Source organism: Tundrisphaera lichenicola, from assembly GCF_051175385.1.
Classification (GTDB): Bacteria; Planctomycetota; Planctomycetia; order Isosphaerales; family Isosphaeraceae; genus Tundrisphaera; species Tundrisphaera lichenicola.
Map to the genome: position 1 here is coordinate 4,440,337 of NZ_CP195106.1, position 15,285 is coordinate 4,455,621.

At 62.3% G+C, this 15,285-nt stretch carries 11 protein-coding genes; 7 read left to right on the forward strand and 4 right to left on the reverse strand.

The features are described from left to right. Positions 1–225: 225 nt before the first annotated feature. Entirely contained in the window at positions 226–3,612 is a 3,387-nt protein-coding gene (locus P12x_RS17525) for a hypothetical protein (protein ID WP_435005698.1), read from the reverse strand. A 212-nt stretch (positions 3,613–3,824) separates the two neighbouring features. Between P12x_RS17525 and P12x_RS17530 the strand changes: the two genes are divergently transcribed. Beyond that, complete coding sequence (locus tag P12x_RS17530; protein ID WP_435005699.1) at positions 3,825–5,099, forward strand: MFS transporter; 1,275 nt, start codon at positions 3,825–3,827, stop codon at positions 5,097–5,099. A gap of 5 nt (positions 5,100–5,104) precedes the next feature. Here P12x_RS17530 and P12x_RS17535 read toward each other — a convergent pair whose 3' ends face one another. Together P12x_RS17535 and P12x_RS17540 are read right to left on the reverse strand one after the other, a co-directional pair. Beyond that, complete coding sequence (locus P12x_RS17535; RefSeq protein WP_435005701.1) at positions 5,105–5,440, reverse strand: hypothetical protein; 336 nt, start codon at positions 5,438–5,440, stop codon at positions 5,105–5,107. A 42-nt stretch (positions 5,441–5,482) separates the two neighbouring features. Continuing rightward, positions 5,483–6,541 (reverse strand): YheT family hydrolase, encoded by a 1,059-nt coding sequence (locus P12x_RS17540; RefSeq protein WP_435005702.1) that lies wholly within the window; start codon positions 6,539–6,541, stop codon positions 5,483–5,485. Between the two features lie 234 nt (positions 6,542–6,775). On the opposite strand from P12x_RS17540, the gene P12x_RS17545 reads away from it, so the two are divergent. Beyond that, entirely contained in the window at positions 6,776–8,338 is a 1,563-nt protein-coding gene (locus P12x_RS17545; RefSeq protein WP_435005703.1) for a B12-binding domain-containing radical SAM protein, read from the forward strand. 98 nt (positions 8,339–8,436) lie between these two features. On the opposite strand, the gene P12x_RS17550 is transcribed toward P12x_RS17545, so the two are convergent. Further along, positions 8,437–9,450, reverse strand: coding sequence for a 3'(2'),5'-bisphosphate nucleotidase (locus tag P12x_RS17550; RefSeq protein ID WP_435005704.1), 1,014 nt, complete (start codon positions 9,448–9,450; stop codon positions 8,437–8,439). A 326-nt stretch (positions 9,451–9,776) separates the two neighbouring features. Here P12x_RS17550 and P12x_RS17555 point away from each other — a divergent pair, with 326 nt between their 5' ends. From P12x_RS17555 to P12x_RS17575, 5 genes are all read left to right on the forward strand, one after another. Then, positions 9,777–10,724: a sulfotransferase family protein gene (locus tag P12x_RS17555; RefSeq protein WP_435005705.1), complete on the forward strand. Its 948-nt coding sequence runs from the start codon at positions 9,777–9,779 to the stop codon at positions 10,722–10,724. 147 nt (positions 10,725–10,871) lie between these two features. Continuing rightward, positions 10,872–11,864 (forward strand): ABC transporter ATP-binding protein, encoded by a 993-nt coding sequence (locus tag P12x_RS17560; RefSeq protein ID WP_435005707.1) that lies wholly within the window; start codon positions 10,872–10,874, stop codon positions 11,862–11,864. Beyond that, positions 11,851–12,774: an ABC transporter permease gene (locus P12x_RS17565; RefSeq protein WP_435005709.1), complete on the forward strand. Its 924-nt coding sequence runs from the start codon at positions 11,851–11,853 to the stop codon at positions 12,772–12,774. Before P12x_RS17560 ends, P12x_RS17565 begins: the two co-directional genes overlap by 14 nt. 7 nt (positions 12,775–12,781) lie before the next feature. Next, entirely contained in the window at positions 12,782–13,591 is an 810-nt protein-coding gene (locus tag P12x_RS17570) for an ABC transporter permease (protein ID WP_435005710.1), read from the forward strand. A 138-nt stretch (positions 13,592–13,729) separates the two neighbouring features. Further along, positions 13,730–15,241 (forward strand): vanadium-dependent haloperoxidase, encoded by a 1,512-nt coding sequence (locus P12x_RS17575; protein ID WP_435005712.1) that lies wholly within the window; start codon positions 13,730–13,732, stop codon positions 15,239–15,241. Positions 15,242–15,285 lie beyond the last annotated feature (44 nt).

Consider the following 15,285-nt stretch of genomic DNA (forward strand, 5'->3'; position numbering starts at 1 on the left):
CATCTGGCGCAGGAATTCATTGAAGCTATTCTCTCTTCCAGTCTATCGACAACTGCCGATGGATCGGCTGCGATTCAAGCCGATTGGCGTCTCATTTAATCAGCATAGGTTGCGACGATGGAAGAAAGTGAGTCGGCGGAAATATTTCCATTCGAGCACGACACGGCTACGCCCCGCTGGAGCGAGTCGCGTTCATCTATTTCTGTCGAAGTCGCCGGGACTCGGCTATTGACCCGGATCGGAGGGAGGGATGGGGATCTCGCCTCGACGGATGGCCTTCTTCTCCTGACGAAGTGCCTTCCGCTCCTGGGGTGTCATTCGAGGCGCGGGGGGAGGAGCGTCGGGATCGCGTGGCCTGGCGAGACGTTTCATGAGTTCCAGGGCTCCCAGGGTCGCTCCGCGAGTGAGTAGCGACTTGCCCATCTCCTGAAGGTTGCTCGTCATCGCCTCTCGGTCGATCATCGGACGATCGAGCGTCCCCCGGATCGGGAGTTTTACCATGGTCCCGGCGGCAATGTCACTCAGGAGTGCATTATTGCCGAGCATCGCCGAGGTTACCGGGACGGTTGCGGTGATCGCGAGGTTCCGATCGAAATCAACCCAGCCTGCCATCTCGATCCGGGTCAGCTCGCCGATCGGGATCGACATTCCTCGCTGGTTGACCCGCCCGTCAGCGATCGTCAAGGTCACCGGCCTGTCGAGCTTGAGACCGGCGTCACGTCGGCCGATGGCGCTCAAGAGGTCATTCGCCAGCGGGCCAGGGGCGAACTCGACATCCTCGAAGACGACGGCCCCCTCCACCTTGACTTCCTGACCGCGGCCGGGGCCGATCGGGAATTCGGCGTGATCGAGGTCGACGCTCACCAAGCCCCGGGCTCGGGTGGCTTGATCCAAAATCGGCGCGACGAAGGCCAGAACCCGTCGCGAAACCTCGTCATTAATCCGGGCTTCCCGAATCGCCGAGTTCTTGGCCAGTCGGAGGATCGGACCGCCAGGGGCGTCGAGATCGATTTCGGGTTCGAGCCGGATGTGCCCTTCATTAATAGTTGTGCCGATCGGATCGAAAGAAAGCTTGCCATTCTTGGCCCGGAGGACCACCGGGGCCGGACCGAACTGCATCCCATAAATATCGGCCCCATCGAGGTCGAACCCGAGTTCGGCCACAAGGCTCGAGAGTCGGCCGCTCGGATCCTCGACCCAGTTTCCCGAGACCACGAACGATCGGGGATGGCCCTCGACCTTCGCCCCCTTTTCAACCCGACTGGAAAGCCAGGAATTGATCGCCCCGAAGTCCGGGGAGAGCCGCCCCTTCAGATCGACCCGCCGAATACCGCCGGGGTTCTCGATCCGACCCGAAGCATCGAGCGTCCCGTAACCGGTGATGATGGTGAACTCGGATAGGTCGAGGCGATCCGCCCCGGTCGAATAGTGCCCGATCGCGGCGACCGAGGTGGGGCGGGCCTGCTGCCCCTCGAACGCCGGACCTTCGTCGAGCCCGATCTTGCCACCAAGCTGCAGTCCGTCGGCATCGCCGAGGGCCGAGACCTGGGCCGACCAGCCGCCCGAGAGACCAAGCAGGGTCCCGCCGGTCAGATCGGCGATGGTTCGGTCGAGGAGCGACGAGTCGCCCAGGAAGCTTCCGTCGATCCGGAGCCTCGCCAATTCCTCTCCGATCCCGGAGATCCGGAGGCCATCGGAGTCGAGCATGACGATTCCGGATGATGAATTCGGGGACGCTTCCAGGACCATCTCGCCACGAGAGAAATCGAGGTTCCCTCGGGTGGAGACCACGATCTCTGGCCCCTCGGCTTTCTGGCCGTCCCGCGTCCGAAGGAGATCGAGCGTTTCGATTCGCAGGGTCTGCCCATCCGAGGAGAACTTTCCACCCAGTGTGGCAAGGACGTTCGACTTTCGTTCCCCGAGATCGATACCGATCTGAGCCGACCCTCCGACCTCGATTGGCCCCTTCTTCTGTTCGAGTCGCAACCGGGCGCTGGAACCGTTCGACTGAGCTGAGATGGAGATCGTCTCCCACCCCTTCGGGATGCCCGAAGGATCGGCCGGACCTTCCGACGATGCGTCCAGCGTGGCTTCGTCCCGGCGGATCGACTGGCCCCCGAGACCTTCGATTCGCAGATCGTGGAAGGTCGCCTTGAGGCGGTTCTCGAAGCGGGCGGCCGGGCCATCGGGTTCGAGGAGGCGATAGTTTCCCGCCAGATCGGCCCGACCGGAGAGTTGGAGCTGTCCGAGGTCGACCCACTCGTCGAGTTGTTTCCGGAATCCGCCGAGATCGAGCGACCCGACGAGATCGACCCCTCGCTCAAGTTCCCCCTCGGCCGAGGCATCCAAATAGGCCGTCTTGATCGCCAGTCGTTCCAGGGTCGAGTCTTGACCTCGCCGGATCAGCCGAGCCGTGAGCGTGGCGGGATCGTTCAGCGAGAGAGTCCGATCGCCATCGCTTGCGGCAAGGTCCGAGACCTGGGCGACCACGTCAAAGCTGGTCCGACCGGGCTCCCCGTTCATGTCGACCGCGAGGCGAGCCGAGCCTCGGTCGAGCCGGAGACTGTCGCGGAGGTGGAGGGCGTGGGGTATCTGCCGGGCGATCGCGGCGAGATTGACCTCCCCCTCGACTTTCTGATGCCCGATCCCCGATGGGCCATTGAGCTGGCCCTCGGCCTTCAGATCACCGATCGGACTCTGGATCGAGAGTCGCCGGATCGCCCATCCATCCTCTCCCTCCGACAGATCCCAGCCGGCGTCGATTTGTTCGAGAGCCAGAATATCCCCGTTCAGAGGGGAGCCTCCCGCTCGGATCCCGAGGAGTTTTGAGTCTCCCGAAATTCGCCAGTGGCCATGCCTCCGGAGGAAGTCGAGCGTGCCATCGAGTTGGCCGGAAGCGTTGATTTCCGAAGCCTGTACCACGAAAGGCCATCGCTGGCCGCTGGCCGTGAACTGAAGGTCGGGAGTTCGGGGCGAACCCCCTCGGGAGAGCCATCGGTCGAAATCGCCCTGGACTTCCAGGGTTGAACTCTCGCCACGAGCCAGACGGAGCCGCCAGGTTACGGGGTCGGGCGAGGGGCGAATTCGGAGCATGAGGTCGACCGAGTCGGCTTCCGAAGGCTCGGCCAGGAAGGGATCCCGGTATTGGAGCGTACCGCCGTCGATCTTTATCGCGAGGTCGCGGGTCGGGTCGGGACTGGCCAGGATGGTCTGGAGAGCCTGGGCCAGGTCGATGATGCCATCCTCGGAGCGCTGGACATCGAGCGAGGCGGCTCCGAGGTCGAGGGTCAAGGTCCGAGTCGATCCGAGGATCCACCGGCCGAGAGTCCGATCGAGCTGGGCCGATGGGGTGGAGACCACCGTCGCGCCTTTCGGGTCTTTCAGGACGACTTCCCCGAGGCGGGTCGGCCCAAACCATGAGACGCTGAGCGATTGGAATTCCAGATGCCCCGGGGCCAGGGCCCGGTTCAGTCGCTCCGCGAGCCTCGACCGACCCACGCGAGAGCCGACGAGCCAGGGGAGCACCGCCACGATTCCGACGATCAGGACGAGGACGAGACCGAGGGCTTTCCACCATCGACGGGGATGATGGGCGGGGGTCGGGTTCGTCATCGATGGCTAGCTCCGTGACTCGACGAAATTCTTCGTTGTTCGTCCCCGTCGATCTTAACTCGACGCAAATCAGGTGGATAGTCGTGGAGCTGCGCCGAGGATTCGAGACGATTCGGTGGCTTGGTGTTATTCGTCAACGACTGGCCTACGTCCGATCGTAGATTCTAGGCTAGAATCGTGCCGGGAGAACGGAAGGATCGATGGGGGGCCGGATGGACGCGGACTCGGGCGGGCAGGTCAAGCTGCGATTGTCCTGGATGATGGCGTTGGTCTACTCGGTTCAAGGGGCATTCTGGCCCGTTCTCTCGATCCACCTGGTGGACCTGGGGATCTCGGAGCGGGGGCGGGGCTGGATTTTCGCGACACTTGCCATGGCGTCGTTCGCGATGCCGCTGGGGGCCGGTCAGCTCGTCGATCGACTGATGCCGACCCAGAAGTTGTTGTCGATTAGTTTTGGCGCGGGGTCGTTACTCCTGGCGTTGATGGCGTGGGGGATGCCGTCTCACGTCGGATGGCTCTTTGGCTTGTTTCTGATCTACTGGCTGATCATGGCGCCCAGCTATTCGCTGAATAGCTCGATGACGATGAGAAATCTTACCTGGCCGGGGCGGGACTTCGGCCGGGTCCGACTCTGGGGGACGGTCGGCTGGATGGCCGTCGGATGGTCGGTCTCGGGTGTGATGGGCTGGTCGGGCCTGAGGACCGGTCGTGGGGCCTCCGAGGCATTCTGGGTTGCCGCGGGCCTCTCGATGGCGACTGCGTTCTATTGTCGGACACTACCGAACACTCCACCGGTCGCCAACGGCGGCCGGAGGACTTCGAGCTTTCGCGACGTGTCCGAACTCTGCCGGGCTCCCGCAATGCCGACTTACCTCATCGTGGCATTCGGGGTCAGCCTGACCACTCCCTTCGTCTATCAGGTGATGCCGAACTACTTGCGATCGAGCGGGATGGATCGCGCGTGGGTTTCCACGGCGATGTCGCTGGGCCAGTGGCCCGAGATCGCCGCTCTCGCGATCTTGCCGTGGCTGGTCGGTCGGATCGGAGTCCGAACCACCCTGGCCCTGGGTATCGGAGCCTATGCCCTGAGATTCGGGATGCTGGCCGCCAATCCACCGCTCTGGCTTGCAACGGCGGGCATCCCCCTCCACGGGATCGGAGTTGCTTGCTTCTCGATCGTCGGGCAAGTCTTCGTCGACGGCCGAGCCTCTGCGGATCGTCGAGCCAGCGCCCAGTCGGTCAACACGGTCGTGACGGGTGGGCTCGGCTCGCTGATGGGATGCCTGCTGGCCGGCGAGGTCGTTGCATTCTTCCCGGGCCGGTTCGATCGGGTTTTCCTCATCCCGTGCGGGATCAACCTCGCCCTCTTGGTCCTGCTGCTCCACCGCTTCCGGCCCGATGCCAAGGCCAAGTCCGATGACCCGGCCCCGCTGGCCAACCTCGGCCGACCTTCGCGATTGACTCTGACCACGAGGGTCGATGGATAAGTTCGTCAGGCGTCGTCGGATTTCTTCTCGCTCGCCTGGGCGGACAGCTTCTTTGATCGGCTTTTTCGCTTCCGGGGGGCCTTGGGTGCCGGTGGAGGCGGAGTTTCGATCGCGGCTTCCTCCATGAGATCCGCCGACTGCTCGAGCTGGGAGACCAGCAGGCTCAGGAAGTGGAGGCGAGTTCCCTGGGCCTCGAGAAACTCATTGAAGAGAAACCCACCATCGATCAAATCATCCGACTGGGAAATGACCTCATCGGCGAGCGATTCAACCAGCACATCTCGACCCCTCTGGAGAACCTCGATCGCTGCTCTATATTTATTATTGGCATGATCGGACATTGGCGACATTCTCCTTGGGGCAAGTCATTACGAGGCAAATCTTTACCGAGATGACGCGGGCCGCTTTCGAACGCTCGACCCCCAGCGTGACACTAACCAGACGATGATCCGCGCATCGAGCCATCGACGGTCTCCATAGAACGGTCTATGGCTCAAATAACCCAGATGTCCCCCACGAGGGATCAATTCCAATGCCAACTGTTCGGGAAACGAAGCAGAATGGAAAGGCTCCACCGGAATGAACGGGTCGTCCTCGGCGTGAATCACCAGGCCGGGTATCTGGATCTTGTGAATTGTCGCTTTTGAGCTGGATCGAGAATAATAGTCAATCGCGTTGAGAAATCCGTTTCTCGGGGCCGTGTAAATTTCGTCGAAATCCATCAAGCTCCGGGCTGTGCCGAGATCGATCGGCCCGAGGTCTGGGAAGGTGTCGTGGAGTCGGGCCACCTCGGCCCGAAGTCCTCGGAGGAAATTTCGATCGTAGAGCCGGTTGGCCGGTTCCAGGATCCGACGGCAGGAGGCATTCAGGTCGAGCGGGGGATTGGCTGCCACTAAGCAGTCGAGACCTTCGACCGGTCGGTCTGCGGCTTCGGAGGCGAGTTTCAGGACCAGGTTCGCCCCAAGGGAGAAGCCGATCAGGGCGATCGGCGAGCTCGGTGCCCGGTTTGACAGCCATTCGGCGACCGCTCGGAGGTCATCGGTCTTTCCGCCGTGGTAGAAGGAGCGGGAAAGCCCGAAGCTCGAGCCGGCATTCCGGAGGTTCATCCGGACCACCCGTGCGCCTCGGTCGACCAGCTTCCGGGCCACTCTCACGACGTAAGGAGATCGGGCACAGCCGGCCAGCCCGTGGACCATCAGGACCGAGGGGTCGGGCGAAGACCATCCCTCGGGGATGGACTCCAGGACGCTCAGCCGATCGCCGCCTCCGGCCTCGACCTCGTAGTAAGTCGAGGGGAGTTTGGGCCTTGGCCAGGTCCAAAAGCGGGCCAGAATCGTCTGGATGTGCGGGTTCGTCACCCACGGATGGGCCTCGAACGGGGGGACACGATCCCCCATTTTGTCGATATCCGATGAGCTGGGGTCATCGATCGCGGTCGGCATCTGCGTGATCTCCGTTCCGAGGGAGTCGCAGACGATGACGGGCAAACGAAAAACTACCATACCCCGAATTCGGTTTGAGATCGAGGGATTGGTCCCGGGTTCGCAATGGACCTTCCATCCGGTCAACCGTCTAGGAATCGCCGGTGGACCGGACGTATGATGAATTTCGCGACGGAATTCCGTCGGCGGAGCCAGCTTTGGAGCGCCCCCTCGCAGTCAGGAGCACGTCCGCGAATGGCCGACATCGTGCTGATCAACCCCAGGTTTGAGGTTTCCTACTGGGGGATGGAACACGCTCTCCCTTTTCTGGGTAAGCGAGCCAACCTGCCGGTCGCCTGCCTTCCACTCCTGGCGGCCCTCACGCCCGAGGGTCATACGGTCACTCTCATGGATGAGAATGTCGAGGCGATCAACTTCGAGCGGTGCGCGCGGGCCGATATCGTGGGCGTGACCGGGATGAGCGTCCAGCGATTCCGGATGAAGGAGATCCTGACCGAGCTGAAGCGTCGGGGGGCCTTCACGGTCGTGGGCGGCCCGCTGGTGACCGTCCAGGAGGATTACTTCGAAGGCCTGGCCGACGTGATCTTCATCGGCGAGGCCGAAGAGACCTGGCCTCGATTCCTCGGCGAGTGGAAGCACAAGCTCCACCAGTACCGCTACGAGCAGGCCGAGAAGTCGGACATGACCAAGGTGCCGACGCCTCGGTTCGACCTCCTGAAGACCCAGCATTACGCCTTCGGAAGCCTCCAGTTCTCGCGAGGTTGCCCGTTCCAGTGCGAATTCTGCGATATCATCGTCACCTTCGGCCGTCGCCCTCGCCTGAAGACCTCGGAGCAGGTCCTCAAGGAACTCGATGCCCTCTGGGCCGAGAAGATGCGGATCGTCTTCATCGTCGATGACAACCTGATCGGCAACAAGAAGGCGATCAAGCACGTCCTCCGAGAGGTGACCGCCTGGCAGGTCGAGCGGGGATACCCGATCACATTTTTCACCGAGGCGTCGATCGACCTGGCCGATGACCCCGAGCTGATGCAAATGATGCTCGATGCCAACATCATCGCCACCTTCGTCGGGATCGAGAGCCCCAACGAGGCCTCACTCCGCGAGACCAAGAAGTTCCAGAACGTCCGCGAAGGTGGGACCCTGCTGGAGAAAGTCCACCGGATCCAGGATGCCGGGATCGAGGTCTGGTGCGGGATGATCATGGGATTCGACAACGACGACGAGACGATCTTCGACGCCCAGATCGAATTCGTCCGCCAGGCCCGAATCGCCCATTCGATGTCCGGGATGCTCTACGCGATCGCCAAGACCCCATTGCACGCCCGACTCGCTTCCGAGGGACGTCTCGACCCCTCGGACCAGCCCGAGTTCGGGACCAACGTGATTCCCTTGAAAGTCACCCGCGAAGAACTCCGGGACGGCTATGTCAAGGTGATGAACGAACTTTACACTCCCGAAGCCTACTTCGGGCGGCTCGAAGATCTCTGGATCAAGGGGAACTTCGACATCGGGTCAAGCCGGGCCAAATACTGGAAGAAGCACCCATTCCAGCGACTGAAGATGGAATCAATCTGGCTAGTCCAGGCGATCGGCCTCTTCTTCCGGTTCATGACCATGATCCCCGAGAAGCACCTCCGCGAGGAGTACCGCCGGAGGACCTGGCGCTACCTCAAGCACCGCCGGAATCCGGGAATGGTCTTCACCTACATGGTCAAGATCGCCCAGCACTACCACGCCCACACGATGGCCACCCAGATGAAGTCGGGTGCGACGCAGGTGTATAACTCGTATTGATCGATGGGGAGTCTGATTGCGGTGGTCGAGGGATCGCGCCTGACAGGCCGACTCAGAATTGATAATGCCGACCCGCGAGCGCGATCCCTCTTCGGAACTCAGGAGCGTCCCAGGGCTCCCGCCAGGGCGGCCAGGACTCGATCGTGCCAGGGTCCGTTGGTGGCGACCACGCCTCGGTTCTCGGACAGCTCTCGGCCTCTCGAGAAGTCGAGCGGTTTGCCCGTGATATCGGTGACGGTCCCCCCAGCCTCCTGGAGGATCAAGGTTCCGCTGGCGTGGTCCCAGATCTTTTCGCGGTAATCCGCCCGGGTGGGGAGTCGAAGGTAGATATCGGCATCGCCCCGGGCGACCACCGCGTACTTGGCCTGGCTGTCCAGGCGGACCGGTGCCCCGGCCAGGCCGAGCTCGCCCGCGATCGTGGCCGCCAGGTCGTGCGCGCTATGCCCCGACTCGACGGATTCGCAGAGCCTCGCCAGCTTCGGATCGATCCGATCGCTGACCCGAACCGGTGATGCCGGCCGGCTATCATCGAGCGGGATGACTTCGACGCCGCGACCTCGGACCGCGACGAAGAGCGACCCCGGCCCGGTCGGTTCGACCCCCAGTCCGGCCGGCAGGTTCGGGCAGGCCATCGCGGCGACTTCGATCCGGCTATCGACGATCAAAGCCAGGGCGATCGCATACTGCCCCCTCCGGAGAAACCCCTTGGTCCCGTCGATCGGGTCGAGGGTCCAGAATCGACCGGGGTGTCCACCCCCGTCGCCGCCCCGGTCGATCCATCGGAGGAGCGATTCGGTCTCCACATCGTCTCGAACCGCTTTGACACAATCGAGGACCCGGGAAAGCGACTCGGCCTGGCTCGGCTGGCGAAGGGCGGCGCTGTCCTCCTCGGCGACGACGACGTCCTCGGGGAAGGCTTCCTCCAGGGCCCGGCAGATCAAGGCCTGGCTGCCGAAGTCGGCGATCGTGACGGGGCTTCGGTCCTCCTTATCCATCGATGTGAGGTGGATCCCCTCCTGGACGGCCCGGCAGAGCCTGGCGGCATCCCTCACGGCATCCATGGCTAACTGGCGTTCTCGCTCGTATCTGGCGTCACTTGCTGTGAGGGTCATCCTTCAGAACTCCCTGGAACTTGCTCAAGAAAGCGTTCGATAACTCTCATCCGTCGCGTCGATCCCCAGCAGACCGGTGCATCATGATAGCGGAAATGGGAGGAACTCGCGTCGATCAAGCCCCCGGTATCAGTCGGTCGTATGAAAGGTTGCAGGTCCCTCAAACGATGCGGAACTCGTTCCCTCGAACTGGAACTCCCGTCGAGTCGCGATGAAAAATTGAATCGGTCGAGTCGCTCGTTCTTGCTGGTTCTGGGTCGGAAGCCTCGATTTTGGTAGACTCTTCTCGCCGTCAATCGCTTTTTGCATTCTGAGAGTTCCACCATATGAGCGATCCCATGATCGAGAAGCCCGCCTTCCTCGTCGGTTCGGTCCGGTCGGGAACGACATTGCTCCGAATCATGCTGGACCGTCACCCCAGCCTCTCCTTCTTCCACGAGTTCGAATATTCCATCGACCTGGTCGGCGACGATGGCAAATTTCCCGATCTCAAGGGCTATTACGACTATTTGAGCGGCCATCGGATTTTCCAGGACTCCCACGTCTCGATCGACCGCGATCTCGACTACAAGTCGCTGGTGAATCATTTCCTCGAGCAGAAGCGCGATCGGGATCGCAAGCCCCTGGTGGGCGCGACGATTCATTCCCACTTCGACCGGCTGCTCTGGATCTGGCCCGACGCCCGATTCATCCACCTGGTCCGTGATGGGCGAGATGTGGCCCGATCGATGGTCGAAATCGGCTTCGAGGGCAGCACCTACTCCGGCATCGAGAAGTGGATCGAGGTCGAGCGACTCTGGGCCGACCTGGCCTTGATGCTCCCGCCCGAGCGCCGGATCGAAATTCGTTATGAGGAGCTGGTCGCCAAGCCCGAGGAGACGCTCACGCGGATCTGCGATTTCCTCGGCATTCCCTTCGACCTCGCGATGCTCGATTATCCGAAGGACAGCACCTACGGACCGCCCTCCAAGACGTTCAGCGAGCGCTGGAGGAAGATGCCGGCCGAGGAAGTGGATCTCATGGAGGCCAAGGCCGCGGGGATGCTCATCCATCGAGGCTACCCGCTCAGCGGTCGCCCGCTCCGGCAGATTACCCCGGCGCTCCACAAGCAGTTGATCACCAAGCACCGACTGGCCCGAGCCCGATTCCGGATGAAACGGTATGGCGCCCCGCTCTACCTGAGTGAGGTGGTTGCCCGTCGGTTGCACCTCAATCCGATCCAGCGCAAGTTGAATGACAAGATCAACGAAGTCGACCGGCTCCACCTGAAGTGACCCGAAGGGAGGGGAGCGGGGGCGGGCCAATACCGGGGCAAGAGGCCCCGGGATCCGCTTCCCGGGTCGCGACCTGGGGTTTCCCCCTGGTCGTCCACGGTATAATGTGCGGCGTCCACCCTGTCTTCCCATTCCAGAGCGGGTGCCATGCCGATTATCCGGGCCGAAGGCCTGACGAAGACATACCGTGTGTTCCTCAAAAAGGAGGGCGTCCTGGGCGCCCTCCGCGGCCTTTATCACCGCGAATACAAGGAGGTCAAGGCGGTCGAGGGCGTCTCGTTCGAGGTCGAGCCAGGCGAGATGGTCGCCTTCCTCGGACCCAACGGCGCGGGTAAGACAACCACCTTGAAGATGCTCTCGGGGCTCATCTATCCGACCTCCGGGACGGCGGAGGTCCTCGGGTACGTCCCCTCGAAGCGGGAAGATCCCTTCCGTCGCCAGTTCTCGCTCGTGATGGGGCAGAAGAATCAGCTCTGGTGGGATTTGCCCGCCGCCGACAGCTTCCAACTCCATCGCGAGATCTATTCGCTGCCGGTGGCCGAGTTCAAGAAGACGCTCGGCGAGTTGACCGAACTCCTGGGGGTCGAGAAACTGACCAATCAGGCGGTTCGAGAACTCTCGCTGGGCGAACGGATGAAGATGGAACTGATTGCCGCCTTGCTCCATCAGCCGAATCTCCTCCTGCTCGACGAACCGACCATCGGCCTGGATGTCGTGGCCCAGGTGGCGATCCAGAAATGCCTCCGGGATTACCACGATCGCCGGGGGGTCACGATGCTTCTGACCAGCCATTACATGAGAGATGTGGAGGCGCTCTGCGACCGGGTCCTGGTCATCACCCACGGGACACTGGTCTACGACGGCCCGCTCTCGGGGATCGCCGACCGGTTCGGTCGGTCCAAATTGGTCCGACTCCAGTTCGCCGACGGGATTCCCGACGATATCGAACGTTTCGGCGAAGTGACCGGGCGTGAAGGCCCGACGGCCGACCTCAAGGTCGATCGTTCGGAGGTGGCGGGCGTCCTCGCGGCGATCCTCGACCTGCACGCGGTCGACGATGTCAGCGTGACCGACCCTCCGCTGGAGCAGACCATCGCCCGGGTCTTCGAGGAGGGCCGACCCGCTCATGACGCCGCCTGAAACCAAGAGACCGTTCGAAACGGGCGCCGTCGCTCCCTCCAACGTCTTGCCCGTGGATGTCTTCGACGAACCCGTCCACCGCCCCAGCCGGGGCCCCCTGGGGACCGCCCGGAAATACTCGAAGATCTTCCGGGCCTCATTGGTCGAACGGATGGCCTATCGGGGGGACTTCCTGCTCGGGACCATCCTCCGGTTCCTGCCGATGATCACGACCATCCTGCTCTGGAAGGCCGTTTATGCGGAGTCGGGACAGGCGAGCCTGGCGGGGTTCAGCTTCGACGAGATGATCGCCTACCTCCTGCTGACGCACATCAGCCGGATGTTCTCGAGCATGCCCAACCTCGCGGGGGGGATTGCTCGCGACATCCGCGAGGGGACCCTGAAACGCTACCTGGTCCAGCCGCTCGACCTGATCGGCTACCTGATCTCCTACCGGGTCGCCCACAAGGTGGCCTACATCGTCACCTCGTTCTTGCCTTATGCCCTGCTCTTTTACATCTGCAAGGACTATTTCCACGGCTTTCCCGATGCCCTGACCCTCCTGGCTTATCTAGCTTCGCTCATCATGGCGTTCCTGGTCGGCTTCTTCTTCGAGGCCTGTGTGGGGATGGTGGGCTTCTGGTTTCTCGAAGTGACCTCGATTCTCTTCATCGTGATGACCTTGAATTTCTTCATCTCCGGGCAGATGCTCCCGCTCGACCTGCTGCCGAAGCCCTGGTCAACGATCCTGAAGTCATTGCCATTTCAGTACATGGCGTATTTTCCGGCGGTCGTTTTCCTGGGTAAGGTGAAGGGCGTGACCCTGGCGTGGAGCCTCCTGGCCCAGGCCGCCTGGGCCCTCTTTTTCGCCCTCCTGGCGCGAACTCTCTACCGACTGGGTCTCCGGCGTTACAGCGCCTTCGGAGGATGATCGTCCCATGACCCTCGTTGCCAAGTATTTCGGGCTCATGGGGAGCCTGGCCCGCTACACGCTGGCTCGCGAGCTGGCGTTCCGGGGGAATTTCCTGGTCAAGGTCTCGGTTGAGGTGATCTGGCTCGGGATCTTGCTGGCCTTCTACGAGACCGTCTTCGCCAAGACGAACACCGTCGCCCACTGGCCCAAGAACGAATACCTGTTCTTCGTCGGTTGTTTCTTCGCGCTCAATGGTTTGATCGAATGCCTCTTCCTGGAGAATTGCAACGACTTCGCCGAACTCGTCCGGACCGGCGACCTCGACTTCCTCCTGCTACGGCCGATCGACGAGCAATTCCTGATCACCTGCCGACGGGTCGATTGGGCGACAGCCCCCAACGTACTGATGGGCTTCGCCGTGATGGGTTTCGCCCTGGACCGGCTGGGCTGGCCGATCGACACGATCAGGGTGGTGACGTTCTTCGTGACGTTCGCCTGCGGTGCGGCCATCGCCTACAGCTTCATGCTCATCCTGACCTCGTTCTCGGTCTGGATGGTCCGAAATCAGACCTTGATGGAAATGTGGTGGCTCTTTTCCAGCCTCGCCAGGTATCCCAAGGAGATTTTCGTGGGGTCGAAGGCCGAGCCGCTGGGGTTCTTCTTCACGTTCTGCATGCCGATCCTGCTGGTAGCCAATGTCCCGTCCAACTCGATGGTCCGGACTCTTGATCCACCGATGGTTGGTTTCACCCTGGTGGCTACCGCCGTCCTTCTCTTCGTGAGCCGCCGATTCTTTCGTCACGCGCTCCAGTCTTATCGGAGCGCCAGCAGTTAGGCTCAACCTGCAGAGTCCCCCCAGCCGATACGACCGATATCAAGGGACGAGGTCGTCATCCCGGGGCCGGGCGAGTCTATCATGAATCGGTCATTTTTCGGGGCGGATCGGGAGGGTCGGAAGCCTCGAACCCGGAGGATGAACCCTCTCGGGTTCGAGCCTCTGGAAGGCCGTCAGTTGTTGACTTCGCTCTCCAGTCCCCACGTAAAGTCCTTCAACAATCCGGATTACGCGATCTCGGCGCAGATCAGCCCGGCGAACGATCCGAGCGGTTCGGGCCATGTCTTCCAGTCCGCGATCTCGGTCAACGGGCAGGCTCAGCCGTATTCGACGGTCTGGCTGGCGCAGGGTCCTCGGGGATACTTCACCAACGTCGCGCAGGCCGATAGTTCGGGCAATTACTCGTTCAATGCCCAGGTCCCCAAGGGCCAATCCGAGATCCGGGTTTTCGCCAAGAATACGTCGAGCCAGTATTCGAACGTGACCAAGCTCGAGGTGATCCGGGCTAATCCGATCGTCTCCTGGGACTCGGTCGCGCTCCGGGCGATTCAGAACGCCAGCCTCTCGGCCCCGGAGGCCTCGCGAAGCCTGGCGATCGTCCATCTCGCCCAGTACGACGCCGTGGCGGCCGTCCAGTTCCCGAAGGGGGCCTATAGCGTCCAGGTGGCCGCCCCGAAAGGCGCCTCGGCCGATCTGGCGGCCAGCGCGGCGGCAAGGACGGTGCTCGTCGCCCTGTTCCCATCGCAGTCGAATTACTTCAATCAGGTGATGGATCAGGTCGTCGCCGGAAGTCCCAAGAAGGCCGCGACCCAGAATGGAATCGAACTCGGCGACAAGGTGGCCAGGGCCACACTCGCCACGCGGCTGGAAGACGGTTCGGCCGTCGAGTCCAACCATGCCCCTTCGGCTCTCCCGGGACTTTGGCGGCCGACTCCGCCGGAGGACGCCTCGGCCCTGCTACCTGCCTGGGGAGCCGTCAAGCCGTTCGTCTTGTCGAGCGGGTCTCAATTCCGCCCCGATGCCCCCCCCGCGGTCGGGTCCAACCTTTATGACCAGGCGCTGGCCCAGGTCACGTCGCTTGGCCAGGACTCCAGTTCCACCCGTACGACCGACCAGTCCGACGCCGCCAGGAACTGGTCCGATGGCCCGGGTACGATCACCAACCCCGGACACTGGAACAAGATTGCCGAGGACCTCGCCCTCACCCGAAAGGGGTCGCTGGGTCGCGATGCCCGACTCTTCGCCATGCTCGACGTGGCCATGGCCGATGCGGGAATTGCAGCGTTCGATGCCAAATATGCCTTCTCGACGTGGAGGCCCATCTCCGCGATTCAGCAGACCGACCCGACCTGGACGCCCTACCTGAACACCCCGGCGACTCCTTCCTACGTCTCCGACCATGCCGCCTTCGGATCGGCCGCCGCCCAGGTTTTGTCCACGGTCTTCGGTGCGAAGACTTCGTTCACCGATACTCTCTACGCGTCCACCGGTGCCCAGCGAAAATTCCCGAGCTTCGCTGCGGCGGCCCTGGAAAATGGACAGAGTGGCATCTGGGCCGGAAATAGCTTCTCGTATGACGTTCAGCAGGGGATGAGCGTCGGAGACAAGGTGGGCGGATTCGTCGTGACGCGATTCCCCAAGGCTCGTTGACCTCGGGTCTGTCCGCTCTAAGCTGGCCCGACTGAGGTCATCTC